The organism is Oceanobacillus polygoni (assembly GCF_008304605.1).
Lineage (GTDB): Bacteria > Bacillota > Bacilli > Bacillales > Amphibacillaceae > Oceanobacillus > Oceanobacillus polygoni.
Window position 1 is genome coordinate 243733 of sequence record NZ_PIJY01000045.1, and the last position, 20139, is coordinate 263871.

General features: G+C 37.5%; 15 protein-coding genes. All 15 read left to right on the forward strand.

Annotated features, from left to right (window positions below; all coding sequences use genetic code 11):
* The first annotated feature begins 33 nt into the window (after positions 1–33).
* The 15 genes from parC (at position 34) to ftsW (ending at position 20134) form a co-directional block, all read left to right on the forward strand.
* A complete protein-coding gene (gene parC / locus F1560_RS20110) occupies positions 34–2484 on the forward strand; it encodes a DNA topoisomerase IV subunit A (RefSeq protein WP_149476408.1) in 2451 nt (816 codons plus the stop codon).
* A gap of 486 nt (positions 2485–2970) precedes the next feature.
* Positions 2971–3597, forward strand: a complete 627-nt coding sequence (locus F1560_RS20115) for a TetR/AcrR family transcriptional regulator (RefSeq protein WP_149476409.1) — start codon at positions 2971–2973, stop codon at positions 3595–3597.
* Positions 3598–3639: 42 nt separating this feature from the next.
* Positions 3640–4782: an acyl-CoA dehydrogenase family protein gene (locus F1560_RS20120; protein WP_149476410.1), complete on the forward strand. Its 1143-nt coding sequence runs from the start codon at positions 3640–3642 to the stop codon at positions 4780–4782.
* A 24-nt stretch (positions 4783–4806) separates the two neighbouring features.
* Positions 4807–6441 carry an AMP-binding protein gene (locus F1560_RS20125; RefSeq protein WP_149476411.1) on the forward strand — a complete coding sequence of 545 codons (1635 nt, stop codon included), beginning with the start codon at positions 4807–4809 and terminating at the stop codon, positions 6439–6441.
* Between the two features lie 10 nt (positions 6442–6451).
* Positions 6452–7792 carry an acetyl-CoA carboxylase biotin carboxylase subunit gene (locus F1560_RS20130; RefSeq protein ID WP_149476412.1) on the forward strand — a complete coding sequence of 447 codons (1341 nt, stop codon included), beginning with the start codon at positions 6452–6454 and terminating at the stop codon, positions 7790–7792.
* Positions 7793–7814: 22 nt separating this feature from the next.
* Entirely contained in the window at positions 7815–8027 is a 213-nt protein-coding gene (locus F1560_RS20135) for an acetyl-CoA carboxylase biotin carboxyl carrier protein subunit (protein WP_149476413.1), read from the forward strand.
* Between the two features lie 115 nt (positions 8028–8142).
* Positions 8143–8925 (forward strand): enoyl-CoA hydratase, encoded by a 783-nt coding sequence (locus F1560_RS20140; protein WP_149476414.1) that lies wholly within the window; start codon positions 8143–8145, stop codon positions 8923–8925.
* 16 nt (positions 8926–8941) lie between these two features.
* Complete coding sequence (locus tag F1560_RS20145) at positions 8942–10471, forward strand: acyl-CoA carboxylase subunit beta (protein WP_149476415.1); 1530 nt, start codon at positions 8942–8944, stop codon at positions 10469–10471.
* Positions 10472–10720: 249 nt separating this feature from the next.
* Complete coding sequence (locus F1560_RS20150) at positions 10721–14356, forward strand: dynamin family protein (protein ID WP_149476416.1); 3636 nt, start codon at positions 10721–10723, stop codon at positions 14354–14356.
* 15 nt (positions 14357–14371) lie between these two features.
* Positions 14372–15235 (forward strand): 5'-3' exonuclease, encoded by an 864-nt coding sequence (locus F1560_RS20155; RefSeq protein WP_149476417.1) that lies wholly within the window; start codon positions 14372–14374, stop codon positions 15233–15235.
* A 368-nt stretch (positions 15236–15603) separates the two neighbouring features.
* Complete coding sequence (locus tag F1560_RS20160; protein WP_149476418.1) at positions 15604–16014, forward strand: PH domain-containing protein; 411 nt, start codon at positions 15604–15606, stop codon at positions 16012–16014.
* A 29-nt stretch (positions 16015–16043) separates the two neighbouring features.
* Complete coding sequence (gene cysK / locus F1560_RS20165) at positions 16044–16967, forward strand: cysteine synthase A (protein WP_149476419.1); 924 nt, start codon at positions 16044–16046, stop codon at positions 16965–16967.
* Positions 16968–17152: 185 nt separating this feature from the next.
* The gene (locus F1560_RS20170) at positions 17153–17794 is read left to right on the forward strand and encodes a helix-turn-helix domain-containing protein (RefSeq protein ID WP_149476420.1); all 642 of its coding nucleotides are present in this window, start codon (positions 17153–17155) and stop codon (positions 17792–17794) included.
* A 46-nt stretch (positions 17795–17840) separates the two neighbouring features.
* Positions 17841–18989 (forward strand): rod shape-determining protein RodA, encoded by a 1149-nt coding sequence (gene rodA, locus F1560_RS20175; RefSeq protein ID WP_149476421.1) that lies wholly within the window; start codon positions 17841–17843, stop codon positions 18987–18989.
* 26 nt (positions 18990–19015) lie between these two features.
* Positions 19016–20134: a putative lipid II flippase FtsW gene (gene ftsW, locus F1560_RS20180; RefSeq protein WP_149476422.1), complete on the forward strand. Its 1119-nt coding sequence runs from the start codon at positions 19016–19018 to the stop codon at positions 20132–20134.
* Positions 20135–20139 lie beyond the last annotated feature (5 nt).

The following is a 20139-nucleotide window of genomic DNA, read 5'->3' on the forward strand; positions in this document are numbered from 1 at the left end:
GATAGAGATGGAAACAATTAAGGGGGGATTGATTTGTCACAACCAGAAAAATTTTTAGATCTTCCATTAGAGGAAGTTATTGGTGACAGATTTGGAAGATACAGTAAATATATAATTCAGGACAGAGCCCTACCAGATGCAAGGGACGGTCTAAAGCCTGTACAACGAAGAATACTCTATGCAATGCACGAAGAGAAGAATACACATGATAAGCATTTCCGGAAGTCTGCCAAAACGGTAGGTACCGTTATTGGTAACTATCATCCACATGGTGATTCTTCCGTTTACGAGGCAATGGTTCGATTAAGTCAGGACTGGAAAGTAAGAAATGTGCTGATTGAAATGCATGGAAACAACGGAAGTATTGATGGGGATCCGCCAGCAGCGATGCGTTATACAGAGGCAAGATTATCTAGCATTTCTTCAGAGCTTCTGCGAGATATCGATAAAGAAACCGTTGAATTCATCCCGAACTTTGATGAAACTAGTTCTGAACCAGTTGTTTTACCGGCTAAATTTCCCAATTTACTTGTAAATGGATCAACAGGAATTTCCGCAGGGTATGCAACGGATATCCCACCACATAATTTAGCAGAGGTCATTGATGCTGTAATTATGAAAATGGATAAACCGGATATTACTGTTCCGGAATTGATGCAAGTAATCAAAGGGCCAGATTTCCCAACGGGAGGAATTATCCAAGGTGTCGATGGCATCCGAAAAGCATATGAAACGGGTCGCGGTAAAATCATCATTCGTGGAAGAGCAGAAATTGAATCTGTACGTGGAAACCGAGAACAAATCGTTATTACAGACATACCATTTGAGGTCAATAAAGCGAGTATGGTTAAGAAGATGGATGAGCTGCGAATCGACCGTAAAGTAGAAGGTATTGCTGAAGTTAGAGATGAAACGGATCGAACTGGTTTGCGTGTCGTTATTGAATTAAAAAGGGATGCAGACAGCGAAGGAATCTTGAATTATTTTTATAAAAATACAGATTTACAAGTGACCTATCATTTTAATATGGTTGCGATTCAGGACAAAACTCCGAAACTATTGTCATTACCATTAATGCTTGATGCATATATTAACCATCAAAAAGATGTAGTTACAAGGCAGACAAAATTTGATTTGAAAAAAGCAAAAGATCGCGCACATATTGTGGAAGGTCTGATAAAGGCAATTTCTATGTTAGATGAATTGATTGCGACGATCCGTGCATCAAAGGATAAATCAGATGCGAAAAAACGAATTATGGAAGCATATGGTTTTACAGAAGCGCAAGCAGAGGCAATTGTAACGCTACAATTATACAGGCTGACAAACACGGACATTACCCAGCTACAGAGTGAAGCTGATGAATTACGAACAAAGATTGAACAATTAGAATCTATTCTTCGAAGCGAAAAGAAGTTGCTTCAAACAATCAAAAAGGACTTAAAACAAATAAAAAAGACCTTTTCAGAGAATCGACGTACGTTGATTGAAGCAGAAATAGAAGAGCTTAAAATCAATATTGAAGTAACAGTTGCAAGTGAGGATGTACTCGTTTCAGTAACAAAGGATGGTTATATTAAACGGACAAGCTTACGGTCGTACAGTGCTTCGAATGGTGAAGATATGGCCTTGAAGGAGCATGATTATCCGATTAGTTTACTGGAAGTAAATACAACTGACAAAGTGCTCTTATTTACGAATAAAGGAAAATATCTTGTCACTCCTGTTCATGAGCTTCCAGATATTCGTTGGAAAGATACTGGACAACACGTATCAAACATTGTCCAGCTCGATAAGGATGAACGACTCATCCAATGTATTCCGGTTCGTGATTTTAAAGATTCGATGAATTACCTACTGTTCTTTACAAAAAACGGTATGGTAAAGCGAAGCGAATTTAAACTTTATGATGCACAACGAAGATCAAAAGCACTCATCGCATTAAATCTGAAAAATGATGATGAGGTCGTTAATGTTTGTCAAACAGATGGAAATATGGATGTTTTCTTAGCTTCGAATAAAGGATACGGATTATGGTATCATGAATCAGAAATATCGGTTGTTGGACAAAGAGCAGCTGGAGTAAAAGCAATGATGCTGAAAGATGATGAGTTTATTGTTAATGGACAGGTATTCAATGATTTAACCGAACCTTCGATTGTTATCATTACACAGCGCGGGGCTTGTAAACGAATGCGACTGAAGGAATTTGAAAAATCAACTCGTGCTAAGCGTGGGTTAATCATGTTAAGAGAACTAAAAAGTAAACCGCATCGAATTAAAGGCTTTTTCGTAATAAATGAGAATGACACACTATGCTTTGAAACAAGCAATGGTAATGTGCATAGTATTTTCCCACTTGAACTCTCTGCAAGCGATCGTTATAGTAATGGATCCTTTGTTATTGATACGGATAATGATGGTGTAGTAACTGAAGTGTGGAAAGAAGCAGTTTACCAAAAACCTTTTAATGAAATAGAATAAATGTGGAGGGGGTAGCTTTAAGCTACCCCTATTTTTATTTAACGTGATTGTTTCTAATACTGAAAGAAATAAACTGCGAACTAACTATCATTGAGGGGTTGTGCGTTTACTCGCTTCAGAAACACACTACGCTAGTATTGGCTCGGAATCTAATATTAGTTGAATCTGCTAAACAGTGCTGTCCTTGTCACTAGCTCGGGTGAGCGAAGGGCGGTGACTCCTGCGGGAACAGCACGTGTCCTAAGACCCCGCAGAGTGGTTTTCTCGAGGAGGCTGAGGCCGTGCCCGCGGAAAGCATCCGCCCGTAGCGATCCCGGACGGCCGCGCTTGCTCATAATACAGCAATTACTCCACAGTTTCTTTCAAATCCAAGTCGAAACACCAACTTCGTTTTAACTGTGAAAACACTTTCTAAATTCAGATTAATATGGTAAAGTAAGAGTAAATTTATTAAAGGAGGGCTTATAAACGGAATTACGAAATAAAATCATCCAGTCGTCTTTAATTTTATTTGAACAATACGGGTTTCATGGAGTTAGTGTGAATCAGATTGTTGAAGATGTAGGTACTTCTAAAGGTGGATTTTATCATCATTTCACCTCTAAAGATGAATTACTATTTGAAATTCACGATACATTTATAACGCATGTATTAGAAAAAGGGATTTATGCATATGAAACGCATCATTCACCAACCCGAAAATTACAAGCAATTGTGAAAGAATTTGTAAACGTTTTCGGACTTTATAAAGCCCATATCTCTGTCTTTTACCAAGAGAGCACATATTTAAAGCAACAATATCAAAAGTCAGTGAAAGACAAAAGGGATCAATTCAAACAAATTGTCATGCGGACAATTGAAGAGGGAAAGAAGTCTGGTGAGTTTCGAGAAGAACTGTCCGTTGAAATTACAACAATGGCAATCTTAGGAATGGTGAACTGGATTTATAAGTGGTATCGGCAATCAGGTGCAAACACGATGGAAGAAATTGGAGATATCTTTGTTGATTTAATTTTGCATGCAGTTCTCCAAACAGAAACGATTTCTAAAGATAATTATAAAGAAATACTGTTAGACTTGCCATTCTTTGCAAAAGGGAATCGAAATGACTAAAACAGACCAACTAGTCGGTCTTAACTTACGAGGGGGAATAGCATGAATTTCGAATTAACGAAAGAACAAGCGATGATTAAGAAGATGGTTCGAGACTTTGCTGAAGAAGTCATCCGACCAAGAGCAGTTGAAATTGACACGAAAGCAGAATTTCCAAGCGATATTTTTGATCAAATGGGGGAGCTTGGCTTACTAGGGATTCCGTTTCCAGATGAGTATGGTGGATCTGGTGGAGATACAGTTTCTTATGCGTTAGCAGTGGAAGAGATTGGGCGTGTATGTGGAAGTACTGGATTAAGTTATGCTGCAGCAGTTTCTCTTGGAGCAAGCCCACTCTATTATTTTGGAACTGACGAGCAAAAGGAAACCTATTTAAAGCCCCTTGCTTCAGGGAAAGCGCTAGGATCATTTGGTTTAACCGAACCAAATGCTGGATCAGATGCAGGAGGAACGAAAACGACCGCGATAATTGATGGAGAAGATTATATCATTAATGGAGAGAAATGCTTTATTACAAATGCAAGCTTTGCGAAAATCATAATTGTAACCGCTGTCACTAGTAAGGATAAACAAGGCAAAAGCATGATTTCTTCTATTATTGTGCCTACGGATACGAAAGGCGTCACGATAACGAGCAATTACGATAAGATGGGGGTTCGCGGATCGGATACAGCTGAAATTGTACTTGAAAATGTTCGTGTGCCGAGAACAAATGTATTGGGAGATGAACATAAAGGTTTCAACCAATTTCTCTATACATTAGATGGTGGAAGAATTTCAATCGCAGCACTTGGACTCGGTATCGCACAAGCATCACTTGATAAAGCTCTAGCATATGCAAAAGAACGAAAGCAGTTCGGTAAATCAATTTCTAAATTCCAAGCGATCCAATTCAAGCTTGCTGATATGGCAATGGAGGTTGAACTAGCAAGAAATATGGTGCATAAGGCTGCATGGCTAAAGGATCAAGGAAAAGCTTTCGGAAAAGAAGCCGCATATGCCAAGCTATTTGCCAGTGAAACAGCATTTCGCTCAGCAAATCAAGCAATCCAAATTCATGGGGGCTATGGCTATATGCGTGAATATGAGGTAGAACGTTATTTACGAGATGCAAAACTATTAGAAATTGGAGAAGGTACATCTGAGGTTCAACGATTAGTTATTGCTAGAGAACTAGGTTGCTAGGGAATATCGGGAAGGGGAGAATTCATGTCACTATTAACATTGACTGTTGGTGAGTTACTCGAAAAACAGGTGAATTTATATCCAGATAACGAAGCAATCGTCTATCCAGAATTAAATCTGCGAAAGACATACAAAGAATTTAATGAAATGGTTAATCAAGCTGCAAAAGGATTGATCGCTTTAGGAGTTCAAAAAGGTGAAAATGTAGCGATATGGGCTGATAACAAACCGGAATGGATAACGTCACAATTTGCAACCGGCAAGATGGGCGCTGTACTTGTAACGGTAAACACAAACTATCAAGCGAATGAACTAGCGTATTTATTGAAGCAGTCTGAGGCAACAACATTAATTATGGCTGAAAGCTATAAAGGAACATCCTATGTGGATATTTTAAAACAGCTGTGCCCAGAACTAAAAGGTCAAGAAAAAGGAGACTTAAAGCTATCAACATTACCAAACTTAAAAAATATCATCGTAATTAGTGATACAGAATATCATTATGCATATACGTGGAGGGAAGTAATTGCAAAAGGAAGTGATATCAGCAATTCTCATTTAGAGCAACGGAAACAATCGCTGCACGAAGATGATGTTATTAACATGCAATATACATCAGGAACTACTGGGTTTCCAAAAGGGGTTATGCTAACACATCGAAACATTGTCAATAACGGAAATCAGATTGCGGACTGTATGAAGCTAACTCCTAACGATCGATTATGCATACCAGTACCATTTTTCCATTGCTTTGGTTGCGTATTAGGAATACTTGCCGCGGTATCTAAAGGTACTACGATGATTATTCTGGAACAATTTGATGCGGAAAAGGTATTACAAGCTGTTTCTGATGAAAAATGTACAGGACTCCATGGCGTTCCTACGATGTTCATCGCAGAATTAAATCATCCTCGTTTTCATGAATTTGATCTATCACATTTACGAACAGGCATCATGGCAGGATCAACTTGTCCAGTAGAAGTAATGACAAATGTGATGAATAAAATGGGGGCAAAGGAAATTACCATTGCGTATGGTCAAACAGAATCGTCTCCTGTAATAACGCAAACAAGAACAGAAGACCCGATCGAACTGAAAGTAAATACGGTTGGTAAGCCACACCCGAATGTGGAAGTGAAAATTGTCATACCTGGAACGAATACAGAACAAGAAATCGGATTACCTGGGGAGCTGCTTACTCGTGGGTATCTTGTAATGAAGGGTTATTACAACAACCCAGAGGCGACAAACGAAGCAATAGATGAAGAAGGATGGCTTCATACCGATGATTTAGCAGTGCTACACGAAAATGGTTATATTGAAATAACGGGAAGAATGAAAGACATGATTATACGCGGTGGAGAAAATATTTACCCGAGGGAAATTGAGGAGTTTTTATATCAGCATCCTGATATTTTAGATGTACAGGTGATCGGAGTACCTGATGAAAAATACGGGGAACAGGTCATGGCCTGGATTATTTTAAAGGAAAATAAACAGACAACAAGTGAAGAAATAAAGGATTATTGTCATGGAAAGATATCGAGACACAAGATTCCCAAGTATGTTGAATTTGTAAATGCATATCCGATGACAGCAAGCGGGAAGATCCAGAAGTTTAAATTAAAAGAGATTGCGATGCAGCAACTTCAAGAATAGGGGGAAGCAGATGATCAATAAAGTTCTTATTGCAAATCGAGGAGAAATCGCAGCACGAATTATTCGAACATGTAAAAAACTAGGAATCCAAACAGTAGCTATTTATTCAGAAGCAGATCATAAGGCACCGTATGTAACAATGGCAGATCAGAACTTTTTGGTTGGACCACCACGTGTAAATGAGAGCTATTTAAACGTTGAGCGAATTATTGCTGTTGCTAAAGAAACGAACGCCTGCGCAATTCATCCTGGGTATGGTTTTCTTAGTGAGAGTGAAGCATTTGCTAATCGCTGTGTAGAAGAAGGATTGACATTCATTGGACCGACAGGAAGCGTCATGAAGCAAATGGGAAGTAAAATTGCGGCAAGAAATGCAATGAAGAAAATCGGTATTCCCGTTGTACCTGGAACAGATGACGCGATTGCGACAATAGACGAGGGTTTAAAGATAGCAAAGCAAATTGGTTACCCAATAATGCTGAAGGCATCGGCTGGTGGCGGCGGAATTGGTATGCAAGTTGTCAACTCTGACGAAGAGCTTTTGAAAGCGTTTGAAGGCAATTCAAAGCGCGCACAAACGTTTTTCGGTGATGGATCCATGTTCATGGAAAAGAAGATTGAAAATGCTCGTCATATCGAAATCCAAATTTTAGCGGATCATCACGGAAATGCGATTCATCTATATGAACGTGAATGCTCGATACAGCGCAGAAATCAGAAGGTCATTGAAGAGGCTCCATCACGGTTTATTTCAGAATCAACGAGGCAACGCATGGGGGAAGCAGCAGTAAAAGCTGTTAAAGCACTTAAGTATACCAATGCTGGAACGATAGAATTTCTAGTTGATGAATCGGAAAATTATTATTTTCTCGAAATGAACACGAGAATTCAAGTGGAACATCCAATTACTGAAGAAATTACTGGGATTGATATTGTTGAACAGCAACTTCACATTGCAGCGGGTAAGGAATTAGCGATTGAGCAAATGGATTTACGGATAGATGGTCACGCGATTGAAGCGAGAATTTATGCAGAGGATCCAGTTACGTTCTTCCCTTCACCAGGCCACATTTCCAATTTTGAATTACCTGAAGGGGTGAATGTTCGCAATGAGGTCGCGGTGACCGCAGATTATGATGTAACACCGTTCTATGATCCAATGATTGGAAAACTAATCGTAAAAGGAAGTAATCGAGAAGAAGCAATCACCTTACTAGAGGAAGCATTATCAAACTATAAAATCGAAGGAATTAAGACAAATATACCGATGCTGCAAGAGGTTGTGAAACACGAGCAATTTAGAAAAGGAAATACAACGACAGCATTTGTTGAAAATTTCTATCAAAAATAGAGAAATTAGAGGAGGAAAAAATATGCAAGAAGTAAAAGCAAGTATGGCAGGGAATGTATGGAAAATTGTTGTGAGTGTAGGGGAGCAAGTAGAAGAAGGTCAAGATATTGTAATACTTGAATCCATGAAAATGGAAATTCCAATTGCGGCGGAAGCATCAGGAACTGTAAAAGAATTAAAAGTTGCCGAGGGAGATTTTGTAAATGATGAGGATGTTCTCGCTGTCATTGAATAGAGATTAGAAAATAAATGGGCTGCTTCATAAAAGTGGCCCGAATAGGTTGTCGAATGACTGTAGTTGACTGCAATTAGAATAACGATGAAAAATAGGCGTTCTAAAGGAGGATACGATGTCAGATTTAATTACAATCAACATACATGAAGATCATGTAGCTGTCCTAACGCTGAACCGACCAGAAGCTGCGAATGCGCTATCGAAGGCATTACTGGATGAGCTAAACGAAGCAGTAATTGAAATTAACCAAAATAAATCGATTTATTGTACGGTTATTACCGGTGCAGGAAAGAAAGCTTTTTGTGCTGGTGCAGATTTAAAAGAGCGAAAAGGAATGTCAGAAGAAGAAGTAATGAAGGCGGTTCGTTACATAGGAGAAACCGTAACCGCAATTGAAGAGATGAATATGCCTGTAATTGCGGCAATTAATGGTGCTGCCTATGGTGGTGGGTTAGAATTAGCTCTCGCTTGTGATATCCGGATTGCTGCACAAGATGTTAAATTAGGCTTGACGGAAACATCTCTAGCCATAATTCCAGGCGCAGGTGGCACACAGCGGTTACCACGTCTGGTCGGATTAGGACATGCAAAGCGTTTAATCTTTACTGCGAAACCTATTGGAGTGTCAGAAGCTTTATCCATTGGCTTAATAGAAGAAACAGCTGACCAACCAGACCTATTGGCGGAAGCATTGGATATGGCGAAAACAATTGCTTGCAACGGGCCAATTGCTTTAAAGCAGGCGAAAATAGCTATTAATAATGGAATGCAAACAGATATCAAACAAGGGGTAGACATTGAACGTGCATGTTATCTGGAAACAATTCCGACAAAAGATAGGCTAGAGGGTCTTCATGCATTTAAGGAGAAAAGAAAACCGGTATACGAAGGTATTTAAGCGAGGAGGACGTAATATGTCATATTTAGAAGAGCTGCAGGGAAGAATTCAAAAAATAGAAAAGGGTGGAAAAGACAAGTACCATAAAAGTAATGAAGAAAAAGGGAAGCTTTTTGTTCGAAAACGGTTAGAACTTTTATTTGATGCTGGGATGAATATAGAAGATGCATTTTTTGCGAATTGCATGGATGGTGATTTGCCATCTGATGGGGTTGTCACAGGAATCGGAAAAGTCAACAATCAAGATGTTTGTGTGATGGCTAATGATTCGACAGTAAAGGCAGGATCGTGGGGGAAGCGAACGGTTGAGAAGATACTTCGGATTCAGGAAACAGCAATGAAGCTTGAGTTGCCAATGATTTATTTGGTAGACTCTGCAGGTGCCAGAATTACCGACCAAATCGAAATGTTTCCAGGCAGACGTGGTGCAGGACGAATTTTCCATAATCAAATTAAATTATCGGGAAGAGTACCGCAAGTATGTTTGCTATTTGGGCCATCTGCGGCTGGAGGAGCATATATACCAGCGTTTTGTGATATTGTAATCATGGTTGATGGGAATGCTTCCATGTATTTAGGTTCTCCGAGAATGGCAGAGAAAGTAATCGGAGAAAAGGTATCATTGGAGGAAATGGGTGGTGCAGCCATGCATTGTTCTGTTTCTGGTGTTGGTGATGTGTTAGTGAAGACGGAGGAAGAGGCAATACACTATGCACAAAACTATTTAAGTTATTTTCCTGCGAATTTCAGGACAAAGCCGAATAAAGTTGAGGCGAAACCTGTACCAGCATTTGAAAAATCGATCACCGATATCGTACCAGAAAACCAAAATGCTCCATTTAATATGTATGATTTAATTGACCGAATTATCGATGAAGGCAGTTTCTGCGAAATTAAAAAGAAGTTTGCAGCCGAACTAATTACCGGGCTTGCACGGATTGACGGCAGTTCTGTTGGTATTATCGCAAACCAGCCACGCGTGAAAGGCGGCGTTTTATTTACGGATTCTGCTGATAAAGCAGCAAAGTTTATCCAGCTATGTGATGCCTTTAATATTCCTCTATTATTCTTAACGGATGTACCGGGATTTATGATAGGAACGAAGGTGGAAAGACAGGGGATTATTCGACATGGTGCTAAAATGCTTTCAGCGATGAGCGAAGTAACGGTACCAAAAATATCAGTCATTGTTCGGAAAGCATATGGTGCAGGTCTTTATGCGATGTCAGGTCCAGCATTTGATCCAGATTGCTGTTTAGCTTTTCCAAATGCACAAATTGCAGTAATGGGGCCAGAAGCAGCAGTAAATGCGGTGGAAGCTAATAAAATTGCCCAATTACCAGAAGAGGATCGCGCTGCATTTATTAAACAAAAGCAAGATGAATATAAAGAAAATATTGATGTGTATCGTCTTGCATCTGAAATGGTAATCGATGCCGTGATCGACCCGAATACATTAAGGCAGGAGCTAGTGAACCGTTTTTCCATTTATGCAGCTAAAAATGTTTCGTTCACCGAAAGAAAGCATGGTGTATATCCTGTATAAACAGACGATTATATAAATCAGCGTTAACGTGAAAAACCTAGAAACATGACTAACTATGTTTCTAGGTTTTTCACGATGGAGTAACTTATTTTACTTAGATTACTATAATATTATTATGTAAACTAATGAAAAGAAATCATCCTGTAAAAGAATAATCAACTTTATAGTGAAATCGCTTTTATAATTGGTGGCAATCCCATGACTAATTTCGTATAATAGACTTTAAATTGGGATGTGGAAGAAGGGGACATGAATACCGTGATCGTAAAAGATAGAAAAGAGTCGTTAAATGCAGAAAAGTTAGTTGCCTTGTATGCCCTGATGAAGCGAAATGGGGATAATTTAAATGCTACGAAAATCCTTGACATTTATGAAAAATTTCAAAACGAGGAGCTTATTATTAGCTTCGCTGGCCACTTTTCGGCCGGGAAATCCTCGATGATCAATGCATTATTAGGGGAAGAAATTTTACCGAAGAGTCCAATACCTACAAGTGCAAATGTGGTTAAAGTTAACTCAGGTGATGCAGTCGCAAGAGTATTTTTTACGACAGAGCAGCCGGTTGAATATAAAGAACCATATGATATCGAGATGATTAAGGACTATTCGAAAGATAAAGAGGCAATAAAAAAAATTGAAATAAGTACAGGGAAACAAATTGTACCAATAGGTTCTGCACTTATTGATACACCTGGTATTGATGCTGCAGATGATGCAGATCGAATTATGACCGAGGCATCTTTACACTTAGCGGACGTCTTATTTTATGTGATGGATTATAATCATGTACAATCAGAGGTTAATTTACAGTTCTTGAAGTCGATTCAAGCGAAAAAATTGCCTTATTTTGTTGTTATTAACCAAATTGACAAACATGATGAACGGGAACTATCGTTTGTTTCATTCGACAAAAGTATTAAACAAACGTTTGATCAATGGAACTTAATGCCAAAGGAAATCTTTTACACCTCACTGAAGGAGCCTAAAGTAGCCCATAATGCCTTTGAGCAAGTTAAAGAAAAATTATTTGTAATGATGGGACCAAATCGTACCAAATATCTTAATATTAACCAATCCGTAGAGCAAGTGATGAATGACCACCGATCATTTCTTGCAACAAAATATGAAACATTGATTCATGATCGAACAGCCGGTGAAGCATTACACTCCGAGCATTCGTATATAGATGACCTTGAAACATTAGAAGAAAAGTTACTTTATCTAGAGAATGAGCCGATGAAATTTGAGCAGGAATTCACGGAAGAGCTGCAACAAACCTTAAATAATGCTTATTTGATGCCAGCGAGTCTTAGAGATAAAGCGCAGTTATTTTTAGAATCGCAGCAATCCGATTTTAAAGTCGGCCTATTTGCATCGAAAAAGAAAACGAATGAAGAAAGAAGTACCCGTGCTGAACAATTTCTTTCTATTTTACAAGAGAATATGAACAAATCGATACAATGGAAGCTACGTGATAAACTTCTATTACTAATGAAAAAATACGATATAAATGATACATCCCTTCAAAATGAGGTTAATGAGATGGGGGTTACATACGAGCTTGACCAGCTACTACAATTAATGAAGCCTGGTGCGAAAGTTAATGGTGACTATGTATTAAATTATACAAATGATGTATCAGCTAATATTAAACATATATTTAAACAGCTTGCAAGAAAGCAATTATATGTTATTCAGTCTTTAATTGTTGAAAAGAATAAAGCTGAAAAGGAAAACTACGAACGTAATCTTTCCAATCTCCAGAAGCAACAGAATGTGAATGAGGCAATAAAGCGGTTAGAAGGGGAATTACAACGCGCATATGCTCTATTAGAGAAGCAATATAGTGAACCAAATATGGATGAGTCAGCTTGGGAATTAGTCAAGCAAGCATTAGAGAAGAAGCCGAAGCCAATTAGAGTAGAGGATCACCAACGTATGGTCTCTACTAAGGTAAAAAATAAGCCAATTGAAGCGGGTGTCGAGCGTAACGCTTCGACGAACGAAATGACGATCGACCATGTAGTTACGAGTATAGAAGCAACGATGAAAGTGATTCATGAGTTACCTGGTTTTGAATCATTGCAAGCAGAATTAATGGAGAAAGCATTTCGTCTCAAAAATCGTTCATATACGATTGCTCTATTCGGCGCATTTAGTGCTGGTAAATCATCATTTGCTAATGCCCTAATGGGAGAGAAAGTATTACCAGTGTCTCCAAACCCAACAACTGCAACAGTTAACCGAATTTGCCCTGTTAATGAAAAACACCCTCATGGTACTGTTGTTGTAACTTTAAAAGATCAAGAAATGTTAGCGAATGACTTACAAATGATTACGAAGAAGTTATCACCGAGAGCGACAGGTTTCCATGAATTAATTGAATGGGTAAAAGCAAATGAACTTGAGAAGAACGACCAATTAAACAAGATGTATCAAGCTTATTTGCATGCCATGTTAAAAGGTTACGAAAATCATCGTGACTTCATCGGAAAAACGATTTCAATCAACCATGAACAGTTTGCAAGTTATGTAACAGACGAGACGAAAGCATGTTATATCGAATCAATTAACCTATATTATGATTGTGCGCTTACAAGACAAGGAATTACCCTTGTTGATACACCAGGAGCAGATTCCATTAATGCCCGTCACACAAACGTTGCTTTCGAGTATATTAAGCATGCCGATGCGATTCTTTATGTTACTTATTATAACCATGCTTTATCTCGTGCAGATAAAGATTTCCTAATGCAATTGGGACGGGTGAAAGAAACATTTCAATTAGATAAAATGTTCTTTATCGTAAATGCGGCAGATTTAGCTGCAGACGAAGCAGAATTAAAACTTGTAACAGCTTATGTTCAAGAACAGTTATTACAATTAGGCATCCGGCTTCCAAGACTTTATCCAGTTTCAAGCAAATCTTCATTGGAAGAAAAAATAGCCAAAAAATCGCTAAATAAACAAATGCAGCAGCTGGAATCAGATTTTTATCGATTTATTAATCATGACTTAGCAACTCTCACGATTGAATCTGCAATTCGTGATATGGAGCGAACGGGCCATGCCCTTGACAATTATATTCAATCATTAAATATGGATCAACAAGAGAAAGAAAACAGAAAAAATGATATAAAAATTAAAGAAAAAAGACTTGTATCAGAGATTAACACATACAATTCTTCTGTTTATAAAGATCAAATTGCACAAAAAATTAATAAGCAATTGTTTTATGTTTTAGAACGATTATCAATCCGATTTCATGATATGTTTAAAGAAATGTATAACCCGACAACGATTACCGAATCAGGGAGTAAAGGGCAAAGTCAGCTGAGGGCGAGCTTGGATAGCCTGCTCGAATATGTCGCATTTGAGCTTCAACAGGAACTACAAGCGGTGTCGCTTCGGATAGAGTTCTATATGAAGGGACGATTACACGAAGTACATCAAGCATTGACAGATAAAAGTGTGCAAGCAGATCCATTATTTGAACTGCCAGACATGAAAAAATTGGAAATTGAAACGCCAATCTTTGAAAAAGGGCTAACAAACATGGATTCCAATCAATTTAATCCTGTATTTTCTAAGTACAAAGGAACGAAGGCTTTCTTTGAAAAAAATGAAAAAGAATTTATGAAGGAACAGATGTATGCTATAATAGAGCCTTGTGCAAAGCAATATATGGATGCAAATAATACATTCATGCAAAGCGCTTATCAAAAGCAGTGGGATAGCCTTGTTCAGATGATTTGTGAGCAAGCAGAACAAAATACCCGCCTACAAGTAGAAAACTATTTAAACATGCTCCAATCTACAGTTGATATGCATGTTCTGCTACAAAAGCAGAAACAATTAAAAACAATTATGAAACATAGTGATTAGAGGAAGTGTTAGAATATGGAGAAAAACAATGTATTACTGGTTGATGGGATGGCCCTTTTGTTCCGAGGCTTTTTTGCAACATCCTTCCGAGGAAATTTTATGCTTACAAGCAAAGGAGTTCCTACAAACGGAATTTACCAATTTATGCGATACTTTTTAGATGCAGTCGATACATTTAAACCATCCCATGTAATATGCTGTTGGGATATGGGAAGCAAAACCTTTCGAACAGATTTATATGAAAGTTACAAAGCAAATCGCGATGCTCCACCAGCTGAATTGGTACCACAGTTCGATTTAATTAAAGAGGTAGTGGAAGCATTTGATATGCCGAATATTGGCTTAGAAAACTTTGAGGCAGATGATTGTATTGGAACGCTTGCCCGTGTTTACAGCAAAACGAATGAGGTAACGATTCTTACTGGTGATCAAGACATCCTACAACTCATTGATGAAGGAATTCGTGTTGCAATTATGAGAAAAGGGCAAGGAAATTATGAAGTATTTGATCATCACAATTTCTATGAAAAGAAAGGCATCTATCCAGAACAAGTCATTGATCTTAAAGGATTAATGGGGGATTCTGCTGATAATTACCCAGGTGTTAAAGGGATTGGTGAAAAAACGGCATTAAAGCTCTTGCAGGAATATGAAACGATTGATAATCTGCTAGAAAATATAGATAGTTTACCTAAAGGGGTTCAAACTAAGATTAACAATAATTTGGACATGCTTCACTTATCAAGATCATTGGCTCGAATAAAATGCGATGTTCCGATAAGTTGTTCATTAGACCAAGCTTTATGGAAATATGATAAAGCAAAGGTTTCCATGAAATTTGAGGAATTGGAATTTAAAAATCTAGCAAACTTAATATAAAGCTTTATTTTTATTCGATCCTTTGTATACCAAATACAGAGGATTTTTATTTTTTTACATCTTCTCATATACCGGGTAGGGGGGGTATAACGGATTGGTGTTGGGGGTATTTGTTTGCGTGTGCAACATAAAGAAATATGCGTAACAAAGCGGCTTTGCAGGAGTAAGGAACTGATTTGGTTTAAGGTGTTCTTTATAAAGAAACGACTCAGTGTGAGTTGTTGTTTGTTATAAAGAACGGTCTGTCAATGGTGTTTTGCGTGTTGCTGCTAGATATAAATAATGGTAATGACAGAAAGAAATGTCTATAATGAAAGTTATAAAAAAATATAATCAGGTACATAAAGTGTAGTACAGGAGGAAAAGAAATGTATTTCCCATCTAAAAAGGATAAATGGTTAACAATTGTCATCTGGGGGATTGCCTTACTTGGCTTTTTAACGCCGTTAATCAAGGCACAGCTGATGGCAGCTTTGATAATGTTGTTTTTGGGGCTGTTTTTATTATGGTTTTGGTTTAAGACGGGGTATAAAATAGAAGGAGAAAAAATTAAAATCTACTATGGACCTATTCGACAAACGATAAAAATTAATGAGATTGAAGTCATCATTAAATCGAAAGCACCTTTAACGGCACCGGCACTATCCATGGATCGTATCCAAATTAGATGTGGAAAGTATGATATCTTTTCGATTTCTCCAGTAGATCAAGATCAATTTATAAAGGCCATTACAGAAATCAATCCAGATATTTCACTTGATACACGTTTACTTAAATAATAATGCATAATGGAAAGTAGAGGTTGATTATGAGAGTAGTACACGATGTTACAGAATTAATCGGTAATACCCCATTAGTGAAGCTGAATAAGCTTGTCCCAGATGGTGCAGCAGATATTTATATTAAACTAGAAATGTTTAATCCGAGTAAGAGTGTGAAAGATCGCGCGGCATACAATATGATTAAAGTTGCCGAGGACAAGGGGCTTATCAAGCCTGGAGACACCATTATAGAACCGACGAGTGGAAATACAGGCATTGGACTTGCGATGACTGCTGCTGCCAAAGGGTATAAAGCAATATTGGTGATGCCTGATAATAGTACGATTGAACGAAGAAATATTTTAAAAGCTTATGGCGCACAAGTTGTGTTAACACCTAGTGAAGATAAGATGCCTGGTTCAATCAAAAAGGCACTGGAAATTCAAGCTGAAATTCCTGGCAGTTTTATACCGCAGCAATTTGAAAACACAGCAAACTCGGATATTCATCGAACAACAACAGCACTGGAAATTATGGAACAGACAGAGGGGAAATTAGATGCGTTTGTCTGTACAGCAGGAACTGGCGGAACGGTTACTGGAACTGGTGAAACATTAAAGGAGAAGATTCCAGGAATCCATATTGCGGTTGTTGAGCCCAAAGGGTCTCCGGTACTATCTGGAGGTGAACCCGGCCAGCATAAATTGGTTGGTACAAGTCCTGGTTTTATTCCAGAAATATTAAACACGAATGTTTACGACGAAATTATTCAAATTCGTGACGAGGAAGCAATTGGGTTATTAAGAAGATTGGCGCAGGAGGAAGGTATTTTCTTAGGCCCATCTGGCGCGGCTGCTGTTTATGCAGCGATTGAAGTTGCGAAAAAGTTAGGAGAAGACAAAAGCGTAGTTTGTATTGCACCAGATACAGGTGAGCGTTATTTAAGCATGAATCTTTTCGGTGAAGCTTAACTATCTAAAGTTAATAAAATAATGTACAAACCGACTCTTGAAATTATTCAAGGGTCTCTTTTTATGTTTCAAATCCGTTGAATCAATGTTGACATTTTGTCAACAGGAAGATATAGTACAACATAGTGAGTATCCTTGAGTAGAGATGTTAAACAAGATCACTTATTGATAGAGGGGATTAGAACATGCGCCACAATAAAGTTGATAATGAACTAGGTGTACAATTAAGGAATTTATTAAAGGAAAAATCCATATCAATGCGTAGCTTAAGTAAGCAGACAGAAATTGACACAGCGACAATATCGCGCATTATTAATGGGAAAAGAAAAGCAAATTTAAATCATTTGGAAAGTTTTGCAAAAAGCCTTGAAGTTCCAGTAGTTGATTTGATTGAAGCAGCTGGTTATCGTGCAGAAACAACCAAGGAAGAAAAACGTACTGGCATTGATATGGAGCTTAAGTATACCAAGAAGCTACTTGAAGCATATGAGATAGAACAGGAAAGACTAACAATGGAAAATATCGAACAAGAATTAAAAGTTCATCAAGAATATAGTCAAACCGAAGAAGGTAGAAAAATGATTTTTACTAGTTTCAAAGAAAAGCTTAAAAAATCTGGATCTGCAAATTCGTTTATTCAACAATTGGAAGAGATGTATCATCGGTTCCGTTCACAAAAGGGGAGTAAAACAGAGGTTGCACTTTTGGGGGGAGCCTTAATTTATTTCATTTTGACAATTGATATGATTCCTGATTATATGTTCGCTATTGGTTTCCTTGATGATGTACTTATTGTTAAATATACGATGCTTCTATTGAAATGTTAAAGTAGGTTATTTAATTTAAATTTTTGAAAGGGTAAAAGGGTAGAATATGCAACAAAAAAATAGTCGAGTCGACTATCAATTATTATGTATTATTTTAGTTCTTTTTATTTTTAGTAGTTTTGCTGTTTATAGTGGATCTGGACAATATGGAGAACCAGGGTATTATGTGTTGCGCCAATTTATCTGGTATTGCATCGGAATAGCTATTATGTTCGGTGTCGCGGCATTTGATTATGAGTTATTGGAGAGATTAGCACTCCCGTTTTATTTAATTGGAATTTTTCTATTAATGTTAGTTCATTTCTTCGGAATAGAGAAGAACGGATCCCAGCGGTGGATTAGTTTAGGTTTTATTGAATTGCAGCCATCGGAATTTATGAAAATATTTTTACTCGTGTATTTAGCTGTTTTATTGAAAAAAATAGGTAAGGATAGAATCTCTTTTAAAAAGAGTATTCCGGTAGTAATAAAAATAGGCATGCTAACAATTGTTCCTATCTTATTCATTTACACACAACCTGATTTAGGTTCTTCTCTAATATTGATTGCCATCGCTTTAACCTTATTTTTTATTTCCAGTATCTCACGAAAAATGATTGCGCTATGTGTCGCGATTATGACAAGTGTTATCGGAACTCTTGTGTATCTTTACACGTACAAAAATGATATGTTTACACAAATTTTCAAACCGCATCAGCTGGGAAGGATTTATGGCTGGCTGAACCCGGGTGAATTTTCTTCAGGCTATGGATATCAATTAAAACAATCGATGCTAGGTATCGGTTCAGGTCAGTTAACTGGTGTAGGGTTTAATCAAGGAATACAGGTACAGACAGGGAAAATCCCTGAAGCACATACCGACTTTATATTTGCTGTAATAGGTGAAGAATTTGGTTTTTTGGGTGCGTGTTTACTCATTCTTACATATTTCTTATTGTTTTATCGGATTTTAAAAATCGCTCATCAATCGAATACGTTGCTAGGTGTTTATATTTGTGTAGGAGCTATTGGATTAATTGCCTTTCAAGTATTTCAAAATATAGCTATGACAGTCGGTCTAATGCCAATAACAGGACTTGCATTACCATTGGTTAGTTATGGGGGAAGTGCTCTAATAACGAATATGATTGCGTTAGGCTTCGTTTGTAGTGTTCATATGCGTTCTAAAAAATATATGTTTAGTGATGGTGCTTAATCCGTCTGAAAGATATGGTGGTAGTCATGACAACTTTTATTAGGGATAAATTTAAAAAAATAGATTATTCATTGCTTATTAGCATTTTATTATTGGCTGGGTTTGGCGTGATTATGGTGTATAGCGCTAGTTATCCGATATCGTATATTCATTATGGAGATGCCAATTACTTTTTTACAAGACAAGTACAATGGTTGCTGCTTGGGTTATTCTTTTTTGTTATTGCAGCAGTTATACCTTTCCGGCTCTATGGAAAGTTAAGCCCGGTTTTCATATTTGTTTCCATCTTATTATTAATCATTATATTATTGCCTGGAATTGGTGTGGAGCGCAATAATTCACAAAGGTGGATTCAGCTCGGAGGGTTTGTTTTTCAACCTACTGAGCCAATTAAATTATTTATGATCATTTACTTTGCTTATTTTTATTCAAAAAAGCAAGTATATATAGATCAGTTTAAAAAAGGTGTTTTACCACCGCTTTTAATTTTGGGAGTTGTGTTTTTATTAATATTGAAACAACCTGATTTAGGGTCGGCAGCTTTAATACTATTAGCGTGTGGAATTATTGTTGTTTGCTCCGGTGTAAGAAAAATTCACTTGTTTATGTTAGGTAGTATTGGGTTAATTGGGATTATTTATTTTGCCTTTACATCAGCCTATCGTTTTGAGCGCATAACTTCCTTTTTGAATCCATTCGATAATCATTTAGGTTCAGGCTATCAACTAGTAAACTCCTATATCGCAATTGGAACAGGTGGGATATGGGGGTCTGGACTAGGTAATAGTGTCCAGAAATTAGGTTATCTACCAGAAGCACATACTGATTTCATCATGTCTATCATATTGGAGGAGATCGGGGTATTTGGTCTCGTTATTGTATTAGGTTCCTATTTGTTTATTATGCTTCGAGGGATACGTATCGCTAAGGAGTGTACCGATATGTTCCCGAAGCTGTTGGCAATAGGTATTACATTTCAAATTATGATTCAAGCCATATTTAATCTAGGTGCAGTATCTGGAATGCTTCCAATCACTGGCATTACCTTACCGCTCGTAAGCTATGGTGGATCCTCCTTATTGTTTACAATGATTTCTGCAGGGATATTAGTTAATATATCAACTTTGACTAAAGATGCTGGTTGATAACC